Annotated in this window: 12 protein-coding genes; 1 reads left to right on the top strand and 11 read right to left on the bottom strand. The window is 72.0% G+C overall.

Annotated features, from left to right (window positions below; translation table 11 throughout):
• Window positions 1-54 precede the first annotated feature (54 nt).
• The 9 genes from IE209_RS24975 to IE209_RS24935 form a co-directional block, all read right to left on the bottom strand.
• The gene (locus IE209_RS24975) at window positions 55-405 is read right to left on the bottom strand and encodes a DUF3325 domain-containing protein (RefSeq protein WP_189689592.1); all 351 of its coding nucleotides are present in this window, start codon (window positions 403-405) and stop codon (window positions 55-57) included.
• Entirely contained in the window at window positions 402-2,075 is a 1,674-nt protein-coding gene (locus tag IE209_RS24970) for a PepSY-associated TM helix domain-containing protein (RefSeq protein WP_189689591.1), read from the bottom strand. The genes IE209_RS24975 and IE209_RS24970 overlap by 4 nt, the downstream gene beginning before the upstream one ends.
• Window positions 2,072-2,374, bottom strand: a complete 303-nt coding sequence (locus IE209_RS24965; RefSeq protein WP_189689590.1) for a DUF3649 domain-containing protein — start codon at window positions 2,372-2,374, stop codon at window positions 2,072-2,074. The genes IE209_RS24970 and IE209_RS24965 overlap by 4 nt, the downstream gene beginning before the upstream one ends.
• 139 nt (window positions 2,375-2,513) lie before the next feature.
• A complete protein-coding gene (locus IE209_RS24960; RefSeq protein ID WP_189689589.1) occupies window positions 2,514-3,989 on the bottom strand; it encodes a GGDEF domain-containing protein in 1,476 nt (491 codons plus the stop codon).
• A gap of 174 nt (window positions 3,990-4,163) precedes the next feature.
• A complete protein-coding gene (locus IE209_RS24955; protein WP_189689588.1) occupies window positions 4,164-5,132 on the bottom strand; it encodes a Bug family tripartite tricarboxylate transporter substrate binding protein in 969 nt (322 codons plus the stop codon).
• A 25-nt stretch (window positions 5,133-5,157) separates the two neighbouring features.
• Complete coding sequence (locus IE209_RS24950) at window positions 5,158-6,330, bottom strand: CaiB/BaiF CoA transferase family protein (RefSeq protein ID WP_189689587.1); 1,173 nt, start codon at window positions 6,328-6,330, stop codon at window positions 5,158-5,160.
• On the bottom strand, window positions 6,330-7,295 hold the full coding sequence (locus IE209_RS24945) for a Bug family tripartite tricarboxylate transporter substrate binding protein (RefSeq protein WP_189689586.1): 966 nt from the start codon (window positions 7,293-7,295) through the stop codon (window positions 6,330-6,332). Before IE209_RS24945 ends, IE209_RS24950 begins: the two co-directional genes overlap by 1 nt.
• The gene (locus IE209_RS24940; RefSeq protein WP_189689585.1) at window positions 7,292-7,654 is read right to left on the bottom strand and encodes an AtuA-related protein; all 363 of its coding nucleotides are present in this window, start codon (window positions 7,652-7,654) and stop codon (window positions 7,292-7,294) included. Before IE209_RS24940 ends, IE209_RS24945 begins: the two co-directional genes overlap by 4 nt.
• A gap of 2 nt (window positions 7,655-7,656) precedes the next feature.
• Window positions 7,657-9,012: an acyclic terpene utilization AtuA family protein gene (locus IE209_RS24935; RefSeq protein ID WP_189689584.1), complete on the bottom strand. Its 1,356-nt coding sequence runs from the start codon at window positions 9,010-9,012 to the stop codon at window positions 7,657-7,659.
• A 121-nt stretch (window positions 9,013-9,133) separates the two neighbouring features.
• On the opposite strand from IE209_RS24935, the gene IE209_RS24930 reads away from it, so the two are divergent.
• Window positions 9,134-10,699, top strand: coding sequence for a M28 family metallopeptidase (locus IE209_RS24930; protein WP_229883032.1), 1,566 nt, complete (start codon window positions 9,134-9,136; stop codon window positions 10,697-10,699).
• A gap of 14 nt (window positions 10,700-10,713) precedes the next feature.
• Here the strand turns inward: IE209_RS24930 and IE209_RS24925 are convergent, their stop codons facing one another.
• Together IE209_RS24925 and IE209_RS24920 are read right to left on the bottom strand one after the other, a co-directional pair.
• Window positions 10,714-12,828, bottom strand: a complete 2,115-nt coding sequence (locus tag IE209_RS24925; protein WP_189689583.1) for an acetate--CoA ligase family protein — start codon at window positions 12,826-12,828, stop codon at window positions 10,714-10,716.
• Window positions 12,825-13,610: an oxepin-CoA hydrolase, alternative type gene (locus IE209_RS24920; protein ID WP_189689582.1), complete on the bottom strand. Its 786-nt coding sequence runs from the start codon at window positions 13,608-13,610 to the stop codon at window positions 12,825-12,827. Before IE209_RS24920 ends, IE209_RS24925 begins: the two co-directional genes overlap by 4 nt.
• Window positions 13,611-13,723: the final 113 nt, after the last annotated feature.

Here is a 13,723-nt window from a genome sequence, read left to right as displayed (position 1 = left end):
GCTCCGAGTATTCGGAAAGCGCCCGCCGGAACCAACGAATTTCTGCTTCTATGCTTAGACGCCGGACGCCAGGCTGCCCAGCAGACCCAGGGCCAGCAGCACCGCGCCGGCCCGCAGCAGCCGCACGATGCGCCGAGGCGCATAGCTCAGCGTGAGCACCACGGCCAGCGCCGCCACCATCATCGCGCCGAACCAGAACACCCAGCCCTGGGCGCTGCCGTAGCCCGCGATGGCGGCCCACAGCGACAGCGCCAGGCCCAGCGCGCCGCCCAGCTGCATCCAGCGCCGCAGCGCTGCCGGCGGCGTATGGCCGCGGCCCTTGTAGTCCTCGTAGTGGCGGTCCATCGCCAAACTCAGCGCCGAGAAGCCCGTCAGCGCGGCCGAGAACGCCAGCAGCGCCTTCATCGGCCGGCTCCCGCGGTCTCGAGCCGTGGCTCGGCCGCCAGCACGCTGGCCTTGGCAGCGGCCGCGCGCGGCCTGGTGGCCGGCTTGCGCTTGCCCACGTACCACGCGGCCGCCAGCAGGCCCGCGCCCAGCGCGGCTGCCGTCAGGTCGAAGCCGGCGATGCGCCATGCGCCCGCCGGCAGGCTCGTCAAGAGGCCCATGCCGCCGCTCAAAGGGTTCAGCACCGGCAGCAGCGCGAACAGCAGGCCGCCCAGCGCCAGCTGGATCTGCCACATGCGCCGGCCCGGCCAGGCCAGGCCGGCCACGGCGGCCAGGCCCCAGGCCCAGAAGAAGCAGGCGATCTCGGTGGCGGGCCGCTCGGCGATGCCGACAGGCACGAAGCGGTTGGCCCAGAAGAACGCGGCCATGGCCAGCGGCAGGCCGGCGATGGCGCCCAGGTTGAGCCCATCGACCAGGCGCAGGCCGAAGCCGACGCGCCCCCCCAAGGCTCGCGCCTTGCCGTACTTCTGGCGCTCCTTGACAGACCACAGCAACAGGCCCGTGGCCACCATCACGCAGCCGGCCACGCCCGAGACGAAGAACAGCCAGCGCAGCAGCGGGTGCGCGAAGCGGCCGATGTGCAGGCCGTAGAGCACACCGCGCGTGTCGGAGGCCGGCGCGATGTCCTCGCCGGCGCGGCCCAGCAACTGGCCGCTGGTGCCGTCGAAGGTCATGGAACTCTGGTTGGCCGAGAGCGTGCCGCCCTCGTGCCGGTACAGCGTCACGCGGGCCGTGGCGTCGCCCGGGTTGTTCACGACGACGCGGCTGACGGCCGCGCCATGCCAGGCCGCGCTGGCCTGGCGCATGAGCGCGTCCACGGGCACCAAGGGCGCTGCGATGCCGGTGGCCTTCTGGTTGCCGAAGCCGGCGGACGCGGGGAAGACCTCGGCGATGAAGGTCTGGCGGTCGTCCTTGTAGACGGCTTGCTGGCCCCAGGGCATGTACAGGAACATCAGCGTGACGAGTCCCGTGTAGGTGATCATGAGGTGGTAGGGCAGGGCCAGCACGGCGGTGGCGTTGTGCGCGTCCAGCCAGGAGCGCTGTCCCTTCTTCGGCCGGAAGGTGAAGAAGTCCTGGAAGATGCGCTTGTGCGTGACGATGCCGCTGACGATGGCCACCAGCATGAACATCGCGCAAAAGCCCACGATCCAGCGGCCCCAGATCGCCGACATGTAGTGCAGGTCGAAGTGCAGGCGGTAGAAGAAGTCGCCGCCGCGCGTCTCGCGCGGGGCTGCCACGGGCTGGCCCGTGGCCGGGTCCAGCGTGGCCGAGGCGAAGCGGGCGCGGCGCGGGCGCTCGTCGGCGCGCGGCGCGGAGGCGGCGGCCGCCGGGGGCGGCACGGTCCAGCCCGCGCGCAGCAGTGGCTCGCGTTCGCTGGGCAGCTCGATGGTCCAGCGCGGGCTGCCGGCCGCCGCGCGCTGCAGATGCTGCAGCGCCAGGCCGACGGCCTGCTCGGGCCGGGCCGGGGCGCTGGCCGTGCCCGCGTGCAGCTCGGGCTTCATCCACAGGCTGATCTCGTCGCGGAAGTAGGCCGAGGTGCCGGCCGCGAACACCATGAACAGCACCCAGCCGACCAGCAGGCCCGACCAGGTGTGCAGCCAGGCCATGGACTGGCGAAAGCCCTCCTTCATGCCGCTGCTCCCGCGCCGTGCGCCAGCCACAGGCCGCCGGCCAGCAGCAGGCAGGGCAGGGCCAGGCCGCCCCAGGCACGCCAGGCGCTGCGGGCCGCGAACGCCCACAGCACGGCGCAGGTGTAGACGACGAAAGACGCCAGCGTGCTTGTGATCACCGCCTCCGCGCGGTGCAACGGCAGGTACAGCGCTGCGGCCGTGGCGGCCAGGGCCGACAGCGCGTAGCCGCCGCCGATGGCGGCCAGGGCGCGCGAGGCCACCGCGAGGCGGTAGCGCGCGCCGATCTTTTCCTTCGACATCCCTCGTCTTCCTTCGGCCTCGGTGGGCCGGCTGGGCCCGGCATGGCGGGCTGGCGGGGAACAGGCATCCCCGGAAGCGGGTGATGTTAAATGAAAACTACTCGCAATTGAGTGCTTTGCCGACCAAGACGCCGCGCCTTCAGTCCACGTCGGTCAGCACCACGCGGTTGCGTCCGCCGTGCTTGGCCTCGTAGAGCGCCCGGTCGGCCGCCTGCAACAGCCGGTCCAGGCCGGCGTCGGCCGGCTGGCTCACGCTGGCGCCGATGCTGACCGTGAAGCCGAGGGTGCGGCCCTGGCCCAGGTCCACGGCCGTCTCGGCGCAGGCCTGGCGCACGCGCTCGGCCACCGCACGCGTGTGCGCATGGTCGGCCCCGGGCAGCAGCACGGCGAACTCCTCGCCGCCCAGCCGCCCGAGCAGCAGCGGGCCGTCGGGCAACTGGTCGGCCACGAGGTTGGCAGCCAGGACGATGACCTGGTCCCCCACGGCATGGCCGTAGGTGTCGTTGACGCTCTTGAAACGGTCGATGTCCAGCACCAGCAGGCCCACGCCCTGGCGGGCGGTGCGGGCGCTGCGCAAGGCCTTTCCGGCCTGCTCGGCGAAGGCGCGGCGATTCATGGTGCCGGTCATCGGGTCGTGCTCGGCCAGGTGGCGCAGCTGCGCCATCAGGATGCGGTTGGCGGCCATGGCGCTGGCCACGGCCAGCGGCGAGATCGCGATCAGCGTCACGCCCAGGCGCACCGACATCAGCATGGCCGGCGATTCGATCTGCACTGCGGTGTCGAGGACGCCCTTGGACATCGCCACCAGGGTCCATGCCGTGGTCAGCAGCGACAGCACGGCGGTCGGAAAGACGCCGTAGCGCATGCCGCACCACAGCAGCGCCGGCACCGGGAAGGCCACGGCGCCGGGCCCGCCGACCAGCAAGGCGGCCGCCACGGAGGCCAGCAGGGCCAGCAGCGGCGCGGCGCGGCGCAGCGGCGGCATGCTCTTGCGCCACTGGCGCACCACCTCGCGGTGCTGCGCCGTGGGGATGCTCAGCACGGCCGGCAGGATGGTGAAGTAGTTGAGCAGTTCGCTGGCGAACCAGGCCAGGCCGGACTCCAGCGCCGTGCCGCCGAAGGCCATCGGCCCGACGAAGCTGCCGGCCAGGCCGCCGGCCACCGAGGCCAGGCCCGCGATCCCGAGCAGCTGCAGCACGCCCGCCGCGCCCAGCAGCTTGCGTGCATCGGCCCCGAAGGGTTGGGCCAGCAGCAGATAGCCGGTGATCACGCTGGCGAAGTTGGTCAACGTGAGCAGCACCGAGATGGGCAGCGGGTCGCCGACGATGAAGCCGGCCAGCAGGTGGCCGGCGCAGGCGCCGACCCAGCCGGCTGCGGTGTCCAGCCGCGGAAAGCGGATGAACAGGCCCAGCAGCAATGCGTTGGCGGGCCAGAACACGGCGAGCTGGCCGGCCAGGCGGGTCCAGACGCCGAACAGGCAGACCGTCGCCATGATCGCGGCCACCAGGACACCCCCTGCGAACAGCTGCGCCGGACTCGCAGGCAGGGCCGGAACGCTCGGTTCCAGCTTCTGCGGACGGGTCAGCTTGTCGCGTTGGGAGTTCATGGTCTGCATTGCGTCTCCCTGCTTGGTGGGGGCGGGTAGGCGCGCAAGCGTGCCAGGCAACTCAAATTGTTGCAGATGTCGGAGCCGGTCCAGCCGGAAAATTGTGAATTTCCAACATCAAATTGGCCGATGAACGCCATTGACGCGCCGCAATGCTGCGCCTTGCGCAGCGGGGCCCGGGGTTCAGTCCACGGTGGCGCCCGACGCCTTGACGATGCGCTCCCACTTCGCCAACTCGCTGCGCGTGTAGTCGGCGAATTCGCGCGGGGTGTTGCCGACGGGTTCGGCGCCCAGGCCGGCCAAGCGTTCGCGCACGGCCGGCTGGCGCACGATCTGGGCGATCTCCTGCGACACCCGGTTCACGATCCCGGCCGGCGTCTGCGGCGGCGCCCAGACGCCGTACCAGGTGCTGATGTCGTAGCCCGCCACGCCGGATTCGGCGATGGTCGGCACGTCCGGCAGGGCGCTGGCGCGCCTGGCCGTGGTCACGGCGATGGCGCGCAGCTTGCCAGCGCGGATGTGGGCGATGCTGGACGGCATGGAGTCGAACATCAGCTGCGTCTGCCCGCCGATCACGTCGGCCAGCGCCGGTCCGCTGCCCTTGTAGGGCACGTGCTGCATCTGCACGCCCGTGGCGATCTTGAAGGCCTCGCCGGCCAGGTGCGGCGCTGCCGCATTGCCCGAGGACGCGAAGTTGAGCCGGTTCGGATCGGCCTTGGCCGCGGCGATGACGTCCTGCACGGTATGGAAGCCCAGCGACGGCGCGGCCACCAGCACCAGCGGCACATCGGCGATCAGACCCACGGGCGCGAAATCGCGGATGGCGTCGTAAGGCGGCTTCTTGTACAGGCTGGGGTTGATCACGTGGATCGACGCATTGACGAGCAGCGTGTAGCCGTCCCCCGGTGCCTTGGCCACGATGTCGGCGCCGATCATGCCGCTCGCACCCGGCTTGTTGTCCACCACCACGGGCTGGCCGAGCCGGCCTTCGAGCTGCTGGGCCACGATGCGGCCCAGGATGTCGGTGGGCCCGCCGGGCGGGTAGGGAATGACCATGCGGATGGGCTTGGCCGGCCAGGCCTGGGCCAGCGTGAGGCCGCTGGCCGTGGCCAGCAGCAGCGCGGCGAGCGCGCGGCGGTTCGGATGGGGCATGTGTCGTCTCCTCGTTATCGCGGGATCAGCCCTGCACGGCGATGCCGTGGCGTTCCAGCGCTGCCACCTCGTCAGCGGCATAGCCGAGTTCGGCCAGCAGCGCGCGCGTGTGCTGCCCCGTGGCCGGTGCGGGCGGGATCGGCCCGCCGCGCGGCGTGCCCGGCAGGTAGGGCATGGGCAAGGTCTGGTAGGGCGGCTGCGCCAGCGCGCCGAAGGTGCCCATGTGCTGCATCTGCGGGTGGTTGCGGAACTGCGCGTAGTCCTGCACCTCGGCGCACAGCACGTCGGCCGCTTCCAGCGTGGCGATCCAGTGCGCGCTGGGCTGCCCGGCCAGTTGTTCGGCGATGGCCGCGTTGAGTGCAGCCGCGTTGCGGCCGCGCGCGTGGTTGTCGGCGTAGTCCGGGTCGCTGCGCCACGCGTCGCGGCCCAGCGCCGTGCACAGCCGCTCCCACATGTCCTGCCGCAGCACCAGCAGCGTGACGAAGCCGTCCTGCGTGCGGAACACGCCCGAAGGCACGGCCGTGGGCGGCGCCTGGCGGCCCGCGAACAGCGCGCTCTCGTAGATCGGCGCGGCCTGGAAGGCGGCGCAGCATTCGGCCAGCGAGACCTGCACATGCCGGCCCCGGCCCGTGCGGCTGCGCGCATAGAGCGCCGCGCCCAGCGCCTGCGTGGCGTACAGCGCCGAGACCGTGTCCGGCACCAGCATGCCGATGCGGCGCGGCCGGCCATCGGGCTCGCGGTTGAGCATGGCCAGGCCCGTGTAGGCCTGCAGCACGGAATCGGTGCCCGGCTTGTCGACCCAGGGTCCGCTCGCGCCGAAGCCCGAGATCGACAGGTAGACCAGCGCGGGATGGCGGGCGCAGAGCGTGGCCGCATCCAGGCCCAGGCGCGCCATCACGCCGGGCCGGAAGTTCTCGACCAGCACGTCGGCCCGCGCCGCCAGGCGTTCGATGGCGGCCCGGCCGGCGGGCTGGCGCGCGTCGATGCACAGCGCGCGCTTGCCCAGGTTGCTGGCCACGGCGAGCGGCGTCATGCCGGCCTCGCCGCCGCCCATCACGCGGATCCAGTCGCCGCCGGGCGGCTCGACCTTGACCACGTCGGCTCCCTGGAGGGCCAGCAGCGTCGCGCAGTAGGGGCCGGCCACGCCCTGGCTCATGTCGAGCACGCGCAGGCCGGCGTATGCCTGTTCCTGCGGCATCACTCGACCTTCACGCCGGTGGCGGCGACCACCTTCTTCCACTTGTCGATCTCCGCCGCGATCTGGCGGCCGAAGTCGTCGGGGGCATTGGCCAACGGCGCGGCGCCCATCTCCTGCAGGCGCTGCGCGGCAGCCGGCTGGCCCAGCAGTTCGGCCACGCCGCGCTGCAGCTGCAGGGCGATGGGCCGCGGCGTGCCGGCCGGCGCCAGCAGGCCGAACCAGGCACTGGCCTCGTAGCCCGGCACGCCGCTTTCCGCGACGGTCGGAATGTCGGGCGTGCCCGGCCAGCGCTGGGCCGTGGTGACGGCCAGCGCGCGGATGCGGCCGGACTGGATGTGGGCCATGGACGAGGGCAGGTTGTCCACGCCCATGGGAATCTGGCCGCCGATCAGGTCGGTCAGCATGGGGCCGCCGCCCTTGTACGGGATGTGGACCATGTCCACACCGGCCATCATCTTGAGCAGCTCCACGCTCATGTGCGGCGAGCCGCCCGCGCTGGTCGAGCCGAAGCTCAGCTTGCCGGGCTGGGCGCGCGCCATGGCCAGCAGCTCGGGCAGGGTCTTGACGGGCAGCTGCGCGTTGACGGTGATGACGTTGGGCGTGCTCGCCACGCAGGTGATGGGCGCGAAGTCGGCCACCGGGTCGTAGGGCAGGGCCTTGTTCAGCGCGCTGTTGATGCCGTGCGAACTGATGGTGGCCATGACCAGCGTGTAGCCATCCGCTGGCGACTTGGCCACGGCCAGCGATCCGATGGCACCGCTCGCGCCGGCCCGGTTCTCGACCGTGAAGTTCTGGCCCAGCTTCTCCGCGAGGCCGGCGGCGACCAGGCGGGCCAGCAGGTCGGTGGTGCCGCCGGGCGGGTAGGGCACGACGAGGCGCACGGGCTTGCCGGGATAGGCGGGCTGTGCGAAGGCGCGGGTGGCCGCCAGTGCGGCCAGCCCTTGCAATGCGGTGCGGCGCTTCATGCGGGCTTCCTTTCGGGGTGGTTGCGCAGTTCGCCCATCAGTGCCTCGGGCACGTCGATCGGAAAGCGCAGCAGCGCCGCCGACATGGCCTTGCCGTACTGGTCCAGTGCGAGGCTGCGCGAGACGCCGCCACCGAGCGCGCCGTGCGCGACGAAGTTGATCGCGTGCAGGCCGTCCACGGGATAGCGCAGCACCTCGCCCGTGATCGCGCCCTGGTAGAAGGCCTTCACGCGCTCGGCGCTCAGCTGTTCGACGAGCAGCGGGTACAGCGCCGGTTCGTACGCGAACACGGCGATGTTGACGGTGTTGCCCTTGTCGCCGGAGCGGCAATGGGCCAGGTGTTGGAGCATCACTTGCATGGTCAGCTTTCGAGGTAGGTGATGACGGGCTGGACCGCCTCGCGCGGCACCAGCGTGGACCACACGCCGATGACCTCGCGCGTGCGGTCCTGGTGCGGCACGCGCTTGCCCGTGTGCGCGATGCCCGAGACCGCCATGCCGTCGACCTCGCGGCCGACCTTGAGTGCTTCCTCCCGGGTTCGCGTGCGCGCGGCCACGCGCACTGCGATCTCGTAGGGCTCGGGCCAGTCGGCGGGCGTGGCCTTGCCGTGCACGGCGTTCATGCCGAGGAAGTCGATGCGCAGGTCCTCGGCTTGCAGACCCACGATGCGCAAGCGCTCCTCGAGGATGCGCTTGGCCAGTTGCGCGCGGCGCAGTGCGCCGGGGCCGGCGTAGAAGAACATGTCCTCGCCGATGAAGCCCTCGGTGCAGCCCACCGAGGCCTTGAGCGTGGGCGTGCGCGGCTTGCCGGTGATGCCGCTCACGCGCACGCGGTCGGGCCCGATCTGCTCGAGCCGCGTGCTCGTGAAGTCCACCACCACGTCGGGCGTGATGTAGTTGGCGGGGTCATGCACCTCGTAGAGCAGTTGCTCCTTGACGGTGCGCAGGTCGATCGCGCCGCCCGTGCCGGCCACCTTTTCGAGCACCGCGCTGCCGTCGGCTGACACCTCGGCGATCGGGAAACCGAAGTTCCAGGGCTCGGGCACATCCTTGAAGCCGGGGTCGCTGAAGTAGCCGCCCGTGACCTGGGCACCGCATTCGAGCAGGTGGCCGATGCCGTTGCCCGCGCCCAGGCGGGCATGGTCCAGCGGGTCCCAGCCGAACGCGGCCATCATGGGCGCCATGAAAACCGAGGGGTCGGCCACGCGGCCCGTGACCACGATCTGCGCGCCCGCGCGCAGCGCCTGGGCGATGGGCTCGGCGCCCTGGTAGACCTCGGCCGAGATGATGCTGCCCGCCAGCGACGCGAGCGGCGCGCCGGTCTCCATGATGGTGTCCGCCAGCTGCGCGATGCGCTCGGTCACGAGGCTGCCGTCCACGGCCGCGATCTTCACGCCCCTGTGGCCCATGCCGGCCAGCAGTTCGGCGATGCGGGCGGCGGCGCCGCGCGGGTTGATCCAGCCCTGGTTGGACACGATGCGCACGCCCTGGGCCATGCAGGCCGGCAGCACGGCGCGCATGCGGTCGTCCAGGTAGGTGTCGTAGCCCGGGAAGGACGGGTCGCGGCGCGCGCGCACCTGGGCCGCCGAGACCGTGGCCTCGGCCATGGTCTCGAAGCACAGGTAGTCGAGCCGGCCCTGTTCGGCGTTCAGCTGCGCGGGTTCGACGCGGTCGCCCCACCAGGCCGAGCCGGAGCCGATGCGGATGGTCTTGCTCATGGATTCCTCACGGTGTGTTGTCGCACGCTTGGGTTGCGCCATCGGGGTTTTTGCGAGGTGCCGGCACGCAAACGCGGGGAGTACGCTGCGCACCCCCACTCAGCACACAGGAGGAGACCCCATGACATCTGTATACGGAACGGCGGCACGCAGGCGCGGCCTGCGCCCGCATGGCGCCGGCGTGGTGGCCGCGCTTGCGCTGGCGGCCTGCGGTGGCGGCAGCGACATGTCGGTCACCGAACGTGCCATGGCACAGGGCGCGGGCTCGGCCTGCCAGGCACGGGTCAACAACACGCTGGACAAGCTGACGGAGTGCGTGACGCTGGACGGCGTGCGGCGCCACCAGGCCGCACTGCAGGCGATTGCCGACGCCAATGGCGGCACGCGTGCGGCCGGCACGCCGGGCTACGCGCGCAGCGTGGACTACGTCGTCGAGCAGATGACGGCGGCCGGCTACAGCGTCACGCTCAACAGCTTCCCGTTCCTGTACGTGCCGCTGCCCACGCTGCGCCAGCTGGCGCCCGTGGCAGCCAGCTACGAGACCGGCGCCTTCACCGGCACCGGCTACGGCACGGTCACGGCGGCGGTGACGCCGGTCGACATCAACCTCGTGCCGCCGCGCGACAGCTCCAGCGGCTGCGAGGCGGCCGATTTTGCCGGCTTCGTCGCGGGCAACATCGCCCTGGTCCAGCGCGGCACCTGCCCGTTCGCCACCAAGGCCTTGAACGCCGCGGCCGCCGGTGCCTCGGCGGTGATCATCTTCAACCAGGGCAACGCCGAGACTCCGGACCGCATGGACCTGATCGTCGGCACGCTGGGCGGGCAGAACATCGTCGGCATCCCGGTCGTGGGCGCTTCCTACGCCGATGGCGTGGCGCTGTCGCAGCCTGGCGCGCAGGCCACGATCGCGCTGGACGCGCCGCAGCAGACGGTGCAGTACAACGTCATCGCCGAGTCGCGCACGGGCGACCCGAACAACGTGGTGATGGTCGGCGCGCACCTGGATTCCGTGCAGCGCGGACCCGGCATCAACGACAACGGCTCGGGCAGTGCCGCCATCCTCGAAACTGCGCTGCAGATGGCCAAGGTCAAGCCGCGCAACAAGCTGCGCTTCGCCTGGTGGGGTGCGGAGGAGGGCGGCCTGCTCGGTTCGACCGCCTATGTCGCCGGCCTCGCGCAGGCCGAGCGCGACCGCATCGCGCTGTACCTGAACTTCGACATGATCGGCTCGCCGAACCACGCCTTCTTCATCTACGACGGGGACGATTCCGATGGCGAGGGCGAAGGCCCCGGCCCCGGCGGCTCGGCCGAGATCGAGAAGGTGTTCGAGGCCTTCTACAGCCAGCGCGGCGTGCCGTTCAAGGGGACGGACTTCACCGGACGCTCCGACTACGGGCCCTTCATCGCCAACGGCATTCCCGCGGGTGGCCTGTTCACTGGCGCCGAGGGCATCAAGACCGCGCAGGAAGCCGCCCTGTTCGGCGGCACGGCCGGCACCGCCTACGACCCTTGCTACCACCAGAGCTGCGACAACTACGCCAACAACAACGACGACGCGCTCGACGTCAACAGCGACGCGGTGGCCCACGCCACGCTGTTCTTCGCCATGAGCACCGAGACGGTGAACGCACAGCGCGGCAAGGGCAACTTCAAGGCACCGGCCGTGAAGTGGCTGCAGGAGCGGTGATCCGCAGCGCGCGCTCATGAGCGCGGTCCCGGCGCCGGCCGCGTGCCGGCGCCGCCCAGGTCGACCAGGGCATCGACGACCACCGCGCCCTGGCCGGCCGGACCCAGCATCACCGGGTTGAGGTCGATCGCGGCGATGCGGCCGGCCCCGGCGCTGATCAGGCCGCCCACGCGCACGGCGATGTCGGCCAGCGCCTGTACATCCAGCGCGGGGTCGCCGCGCGTGCCGGCCAGCAGCGGCGCGATGCGCAGGCCACGCAGCGCCTGCACCACCTCGCCATGCGCGAAGGGCGGTACCAGCAGCGCCACGTCGCGCATGGCCTCCACGTACTTGCCACCATCGCCCACGGCCACGACCGGGCCGAACTGCGGGTCGATGTGGGCGCCGACCATGGCCTCGTGCCGGCCGTGCTGCATGCGCGCGACCAGCACGCCCTCCTGCGCGGCGCCCATGGCCGCGAGCCGGCTCCACTGCTGTGTGAAGGCGGCGGCCACGGCATCGGCATCCTGCAGGTTCAAGGCCACCAGGCCGTGCTCGGACTTGTGCGGCACGTCGCGCGAGCAGGCCTTCACGGCCACGGGGCCACCGAGTTCGGCGAAGGCGGCGCGGGCCTCGTCGGCGCTGCGGCACAGCCGGTGCGCGACCACCGGCACGCCGTGCGCGGCCAGCAGGGCCAGGCTGTCGGCTTCGTTGAGCAGGCCCTCGCCCGCGGGCAGCATGGCAGGCGCCGATGTCGGTAGCACGGGCAGCGGCTCGCGCAGCAGTGCCGTGTGCCCGGCCACCTGGGCCAGTGCGCCCAGCGCCTCGTCCTCGTTGGCATAGGTCGCCACGCCGGCCGCACGGAAGACTTGCGCCACGCTCTCCTGCCAGGCCGCCACGGCCACGGGCTTGCCGCTGGCCCGGGCGAACGCGGCGGTGTCGCGCGCGAAGCGCTCCACGTCGTAGCCGGCGCCCGAGACCGGGATGTGGATGAAGACCATGTCGGCCGCATCGTCCTGCGCGAGCACGGGCAGCACCTCGCTGAACAGGCCGCTGTTGGACAGCAGCGCGGCCGTGATGTCGATGGGGTTGGTGGTCGTCGCGAAGCCCGGCAGCCGCGCCGCCAGTTCGCGCCGCGTGGCCTCGGACAGCGTGGCGATCGACAGGCCATGCTGCTCGGCCGCGTCGGCCCCCATCACGCAGCTGGCGCCCGAGTTGCTGACGATGACCAGGCGGCGCCCGGCGGGCCGCCAGCCCTGCAGGTAGCCCGGGGCCGCCAATGCCAGGGCATGCGGGTCGCGCGCACGCCAGATGCCATGGCGGCGCAGGAAGGCCTCGACCACACGGTCTTCGTTGGCCAGCGCGCCCGTGTGCGAGGAAGCGGCCTGCGCGCCGCCGGCCGTGCGCCCGGCCTTCACGGCCACGATGGGCAGGCCGCGCTGGCGTGCATGGGCGGCCGTGGCGGCCAGCAGGGCCGGGTTGGCGATGTGCTCCAGATACAGCAGCAGCAGCTTGACCTCGGGATCCTGCGCGACGGCCCAGGCCAGGTCGGCCACACGCACGTCGGCCTCGTTGCCGGTGGCATGCACATGGCGCACGCCCAGGCCGCGCTGGCGCAGCAGGCCGTAGGCCATGGCCGCCATGCCGCCGCTCTGGCTGACCACGGCCACGGGGCCGTCGGCTGGCGGCATCTCGGTGAACAGCGTGGAGAAGCTCGCGATGGCGCCCGTCCCGAAGTTGGCCAGGCCCTGGGTGTTGGGACCGATGAGGCGCATGCCCGCCGCGCGGGCCACGTCGCGCATGTGGTCCTGCTGCGCGCGGCCCTGGGCGCCGGTCTCGCCGAAGCCCGAGGCGATCACCACGGCGCAGCGTACGCCGCGTGCAGCGCAGTCCTCCACCGCCGCGACGGCCTGATCGCCCGCGACGATGACGATGGCCATCTCGGGCACCTCGGGCAGATCGGCCAGCGCCGCATAGCACGCCAGGCCCTGCAGCTCGCGCCGGCTGGGGTTGATCGGGTAGAGCCGGCCCTGGTAGCCCATGCGCTGCATGTAGGCGATGGGGCGGCCACCGATCTTGTGCGGGTTCTCGGAGGCGCCGATGACGGCGATGGAGGACGGGTTCAGCGCGGCGGTGAGCAGGTCGGTCATGGGGCGGGGTAGGTCGGCTTGCGTTTGTCGAGGAAGGCCGCGATGCCCTCGCCGGCCTCGGGGCCGTAGAGGCTGGCGACGAAGGCGTCGCGCTCGGCGTCGAGCTGGGCGCGGTGTCCACGGCCACGCGCGGCGTGCACGAGCTGCTTGATGCGCTGCTGCGCGGCACGCGGGCCTTGCGCGAGGCGCTCGGCCCAGGCCAGGGCGGTGGCGAGGGCCTGGCCCGGCGGCGCGAGGCGGTTGACCAGGCCGAGCGCGTGCAGGCGCTGCGCAGTGGCCACATCGCCATCGAGCAGCAGTTCCAGCGCAGCCTGCGGCGGCAATGCGCGGGCCAGCGCGTCGGAACCGCCGCCGTCGGGCGACAGGCCGATGCGCACGTACGACATGACGAAGCGCGCATCCTCGGCCGCCACGATCAGGTCGCAGCCCAGCGCCACGGAGAAACCGCCGCCGGCCGCCGCGCCTTCGACCGCGGCGACCACGGGCAGCGGGCAGGCACGCATGGCCTCGATCCAGTCGTGCAGCGCGTCGAGGATCTGCCGCTGGCCCTCGGCCGGCTGCCCACGCTGCTGCTGCAGCCGGCGCAGGTCGCCGCCGCCGCAGAAGTGCGCGCCGTCGCCGCACAGCACGATGGCGCCCAGGCCGTCATCGGCCCCAGCGTCGCGGAAGTGCTTCGTCGCCTGCGGGTACAGGCTGGGGTGCAGCGCGTTGCGGGCTTCGGGTTGGCTGATGGTCAGCAGCAGCACGCGGCCGCGGCGCTCGCTCAAGAGACGTGGTGGCATCTCAGAACGTGTGAATGAACCGATCGCGCCCACGACGGGGTGCGGCGGGTCGCAGGCGAAGGCGCAGGCCGCAGCCCGGGCTGATGCCCGGGCAAGGACTGCAACGCCCGCAT

The sequence above is a fragment of the Pseudorhodoferax aquiterrae genome (genome assembly GCF_014652235.1).
GTDB lineage: Bacteria > Pseudomonadota > Gammaproteobacteria > Burkholderiales > Burkholderiaceae_C > Pseudorhodoferax > Pseudorhodoferax aquiterrae.
The sequence above is the reverse complement of the archived record's forward strand: the minus strand, read 5'-3'. Positions and strand labels throughout refer to the sequence as shown.

What these genes read in the sequence shown, in the direction of transcription:
- IE209_RS24975 (WP_189689592.1), bottom strand. Translation starts at nt 405, where the DNA reads ATGAAGGCGCTGCTGGCGTTCTCGGCCGCGCTGACGGGCTTCTCGGCG.
- IE209_RS24970 (WP_189689591.1), bottom strand. Translation starts at nt 2,075, where the DNA reads ATGAAGGAGGGCTTTCGCCAGTCCATGGCCTGGCTGCACACCTGGTCG.
- IE209_RS24965 (WP_189689590.1), bottom strand. Translation starts at nt 2,374, where the DNA reads ATGTCGAAGGAAAAGATCGGCGCGCGCTACCGCCTCGCGGTGGCCTCG.
- IE209_RS24960 (WP_189689589.1), bottom strand. Translation starts at nt 3,989, where the DNA reads ATGCAGACCATGAACTCCCAACGCGACAAGCTGACCCGTCCGCAGAAG.
- IE209_RS24955 (WP_189689588.1), bottom strand. Translation starts at nt 5,132, where the DNA reads ATGCCCCATCCGAACCGCCGCGCGCTCGCCGCGCTGCTGCTGGCCACG.
- IE209_RS24950 (WP_189689587.1), bottom strand. Translation starts at nt 6,330, where the DNA reads ATGCCGCAGGAACAGGCATACGCCGGCCTGCGCGTGCTCGACATGAGC.
- IE209_RS24945 (WP_189689586.1), bottom strand. Translation starts at nt 7,295, where the DNA reads ATGAAGCGCCGCACCGCATTGCAAGGGCTGGCCGCACTGGCGGCCACC.
- IE209_RS24940 (WP_189689585.1), bottom strand. Translation starts at nt 7,654, where the DNA reads ATGCAAGTGATGCTCCAACACCTGGCCCATTGCCGCTCCGGCGACAAG.
- IE209_RS24935 (WP_189689584.1), bottom strand. Translation starts at nt 9,012, where the DNA reads ATGAGCAAGACCATCCGCATCGGCTCCGGCTCGGCCTGGTGGGGCGAC.
- IE209_RS24930 (WP_229883032.1), top strand. Translation starts at nt 9,134, where the DNA reads ATGACATCTGTATACGGAACGGCGGCACGCAGGCGCGGCCTGCGCCCG.
- IE209_RS24925 (WP_189689583.1), bottom strand. Translation starts at nt 12,828, where the DNA reads ATGACCGACCTGCTCACCGCCGCGCTGAACCCGTCCTCCATCGCCGTC.
- IE209_RS24920 (WP_189689582.1), bottom strand. Translation starts at nt 13,610, where the DNA reads ATGCCACCACGTCTCTTGAGCGAGCGCCGCGGCCGCGTGCTGCTGCTG.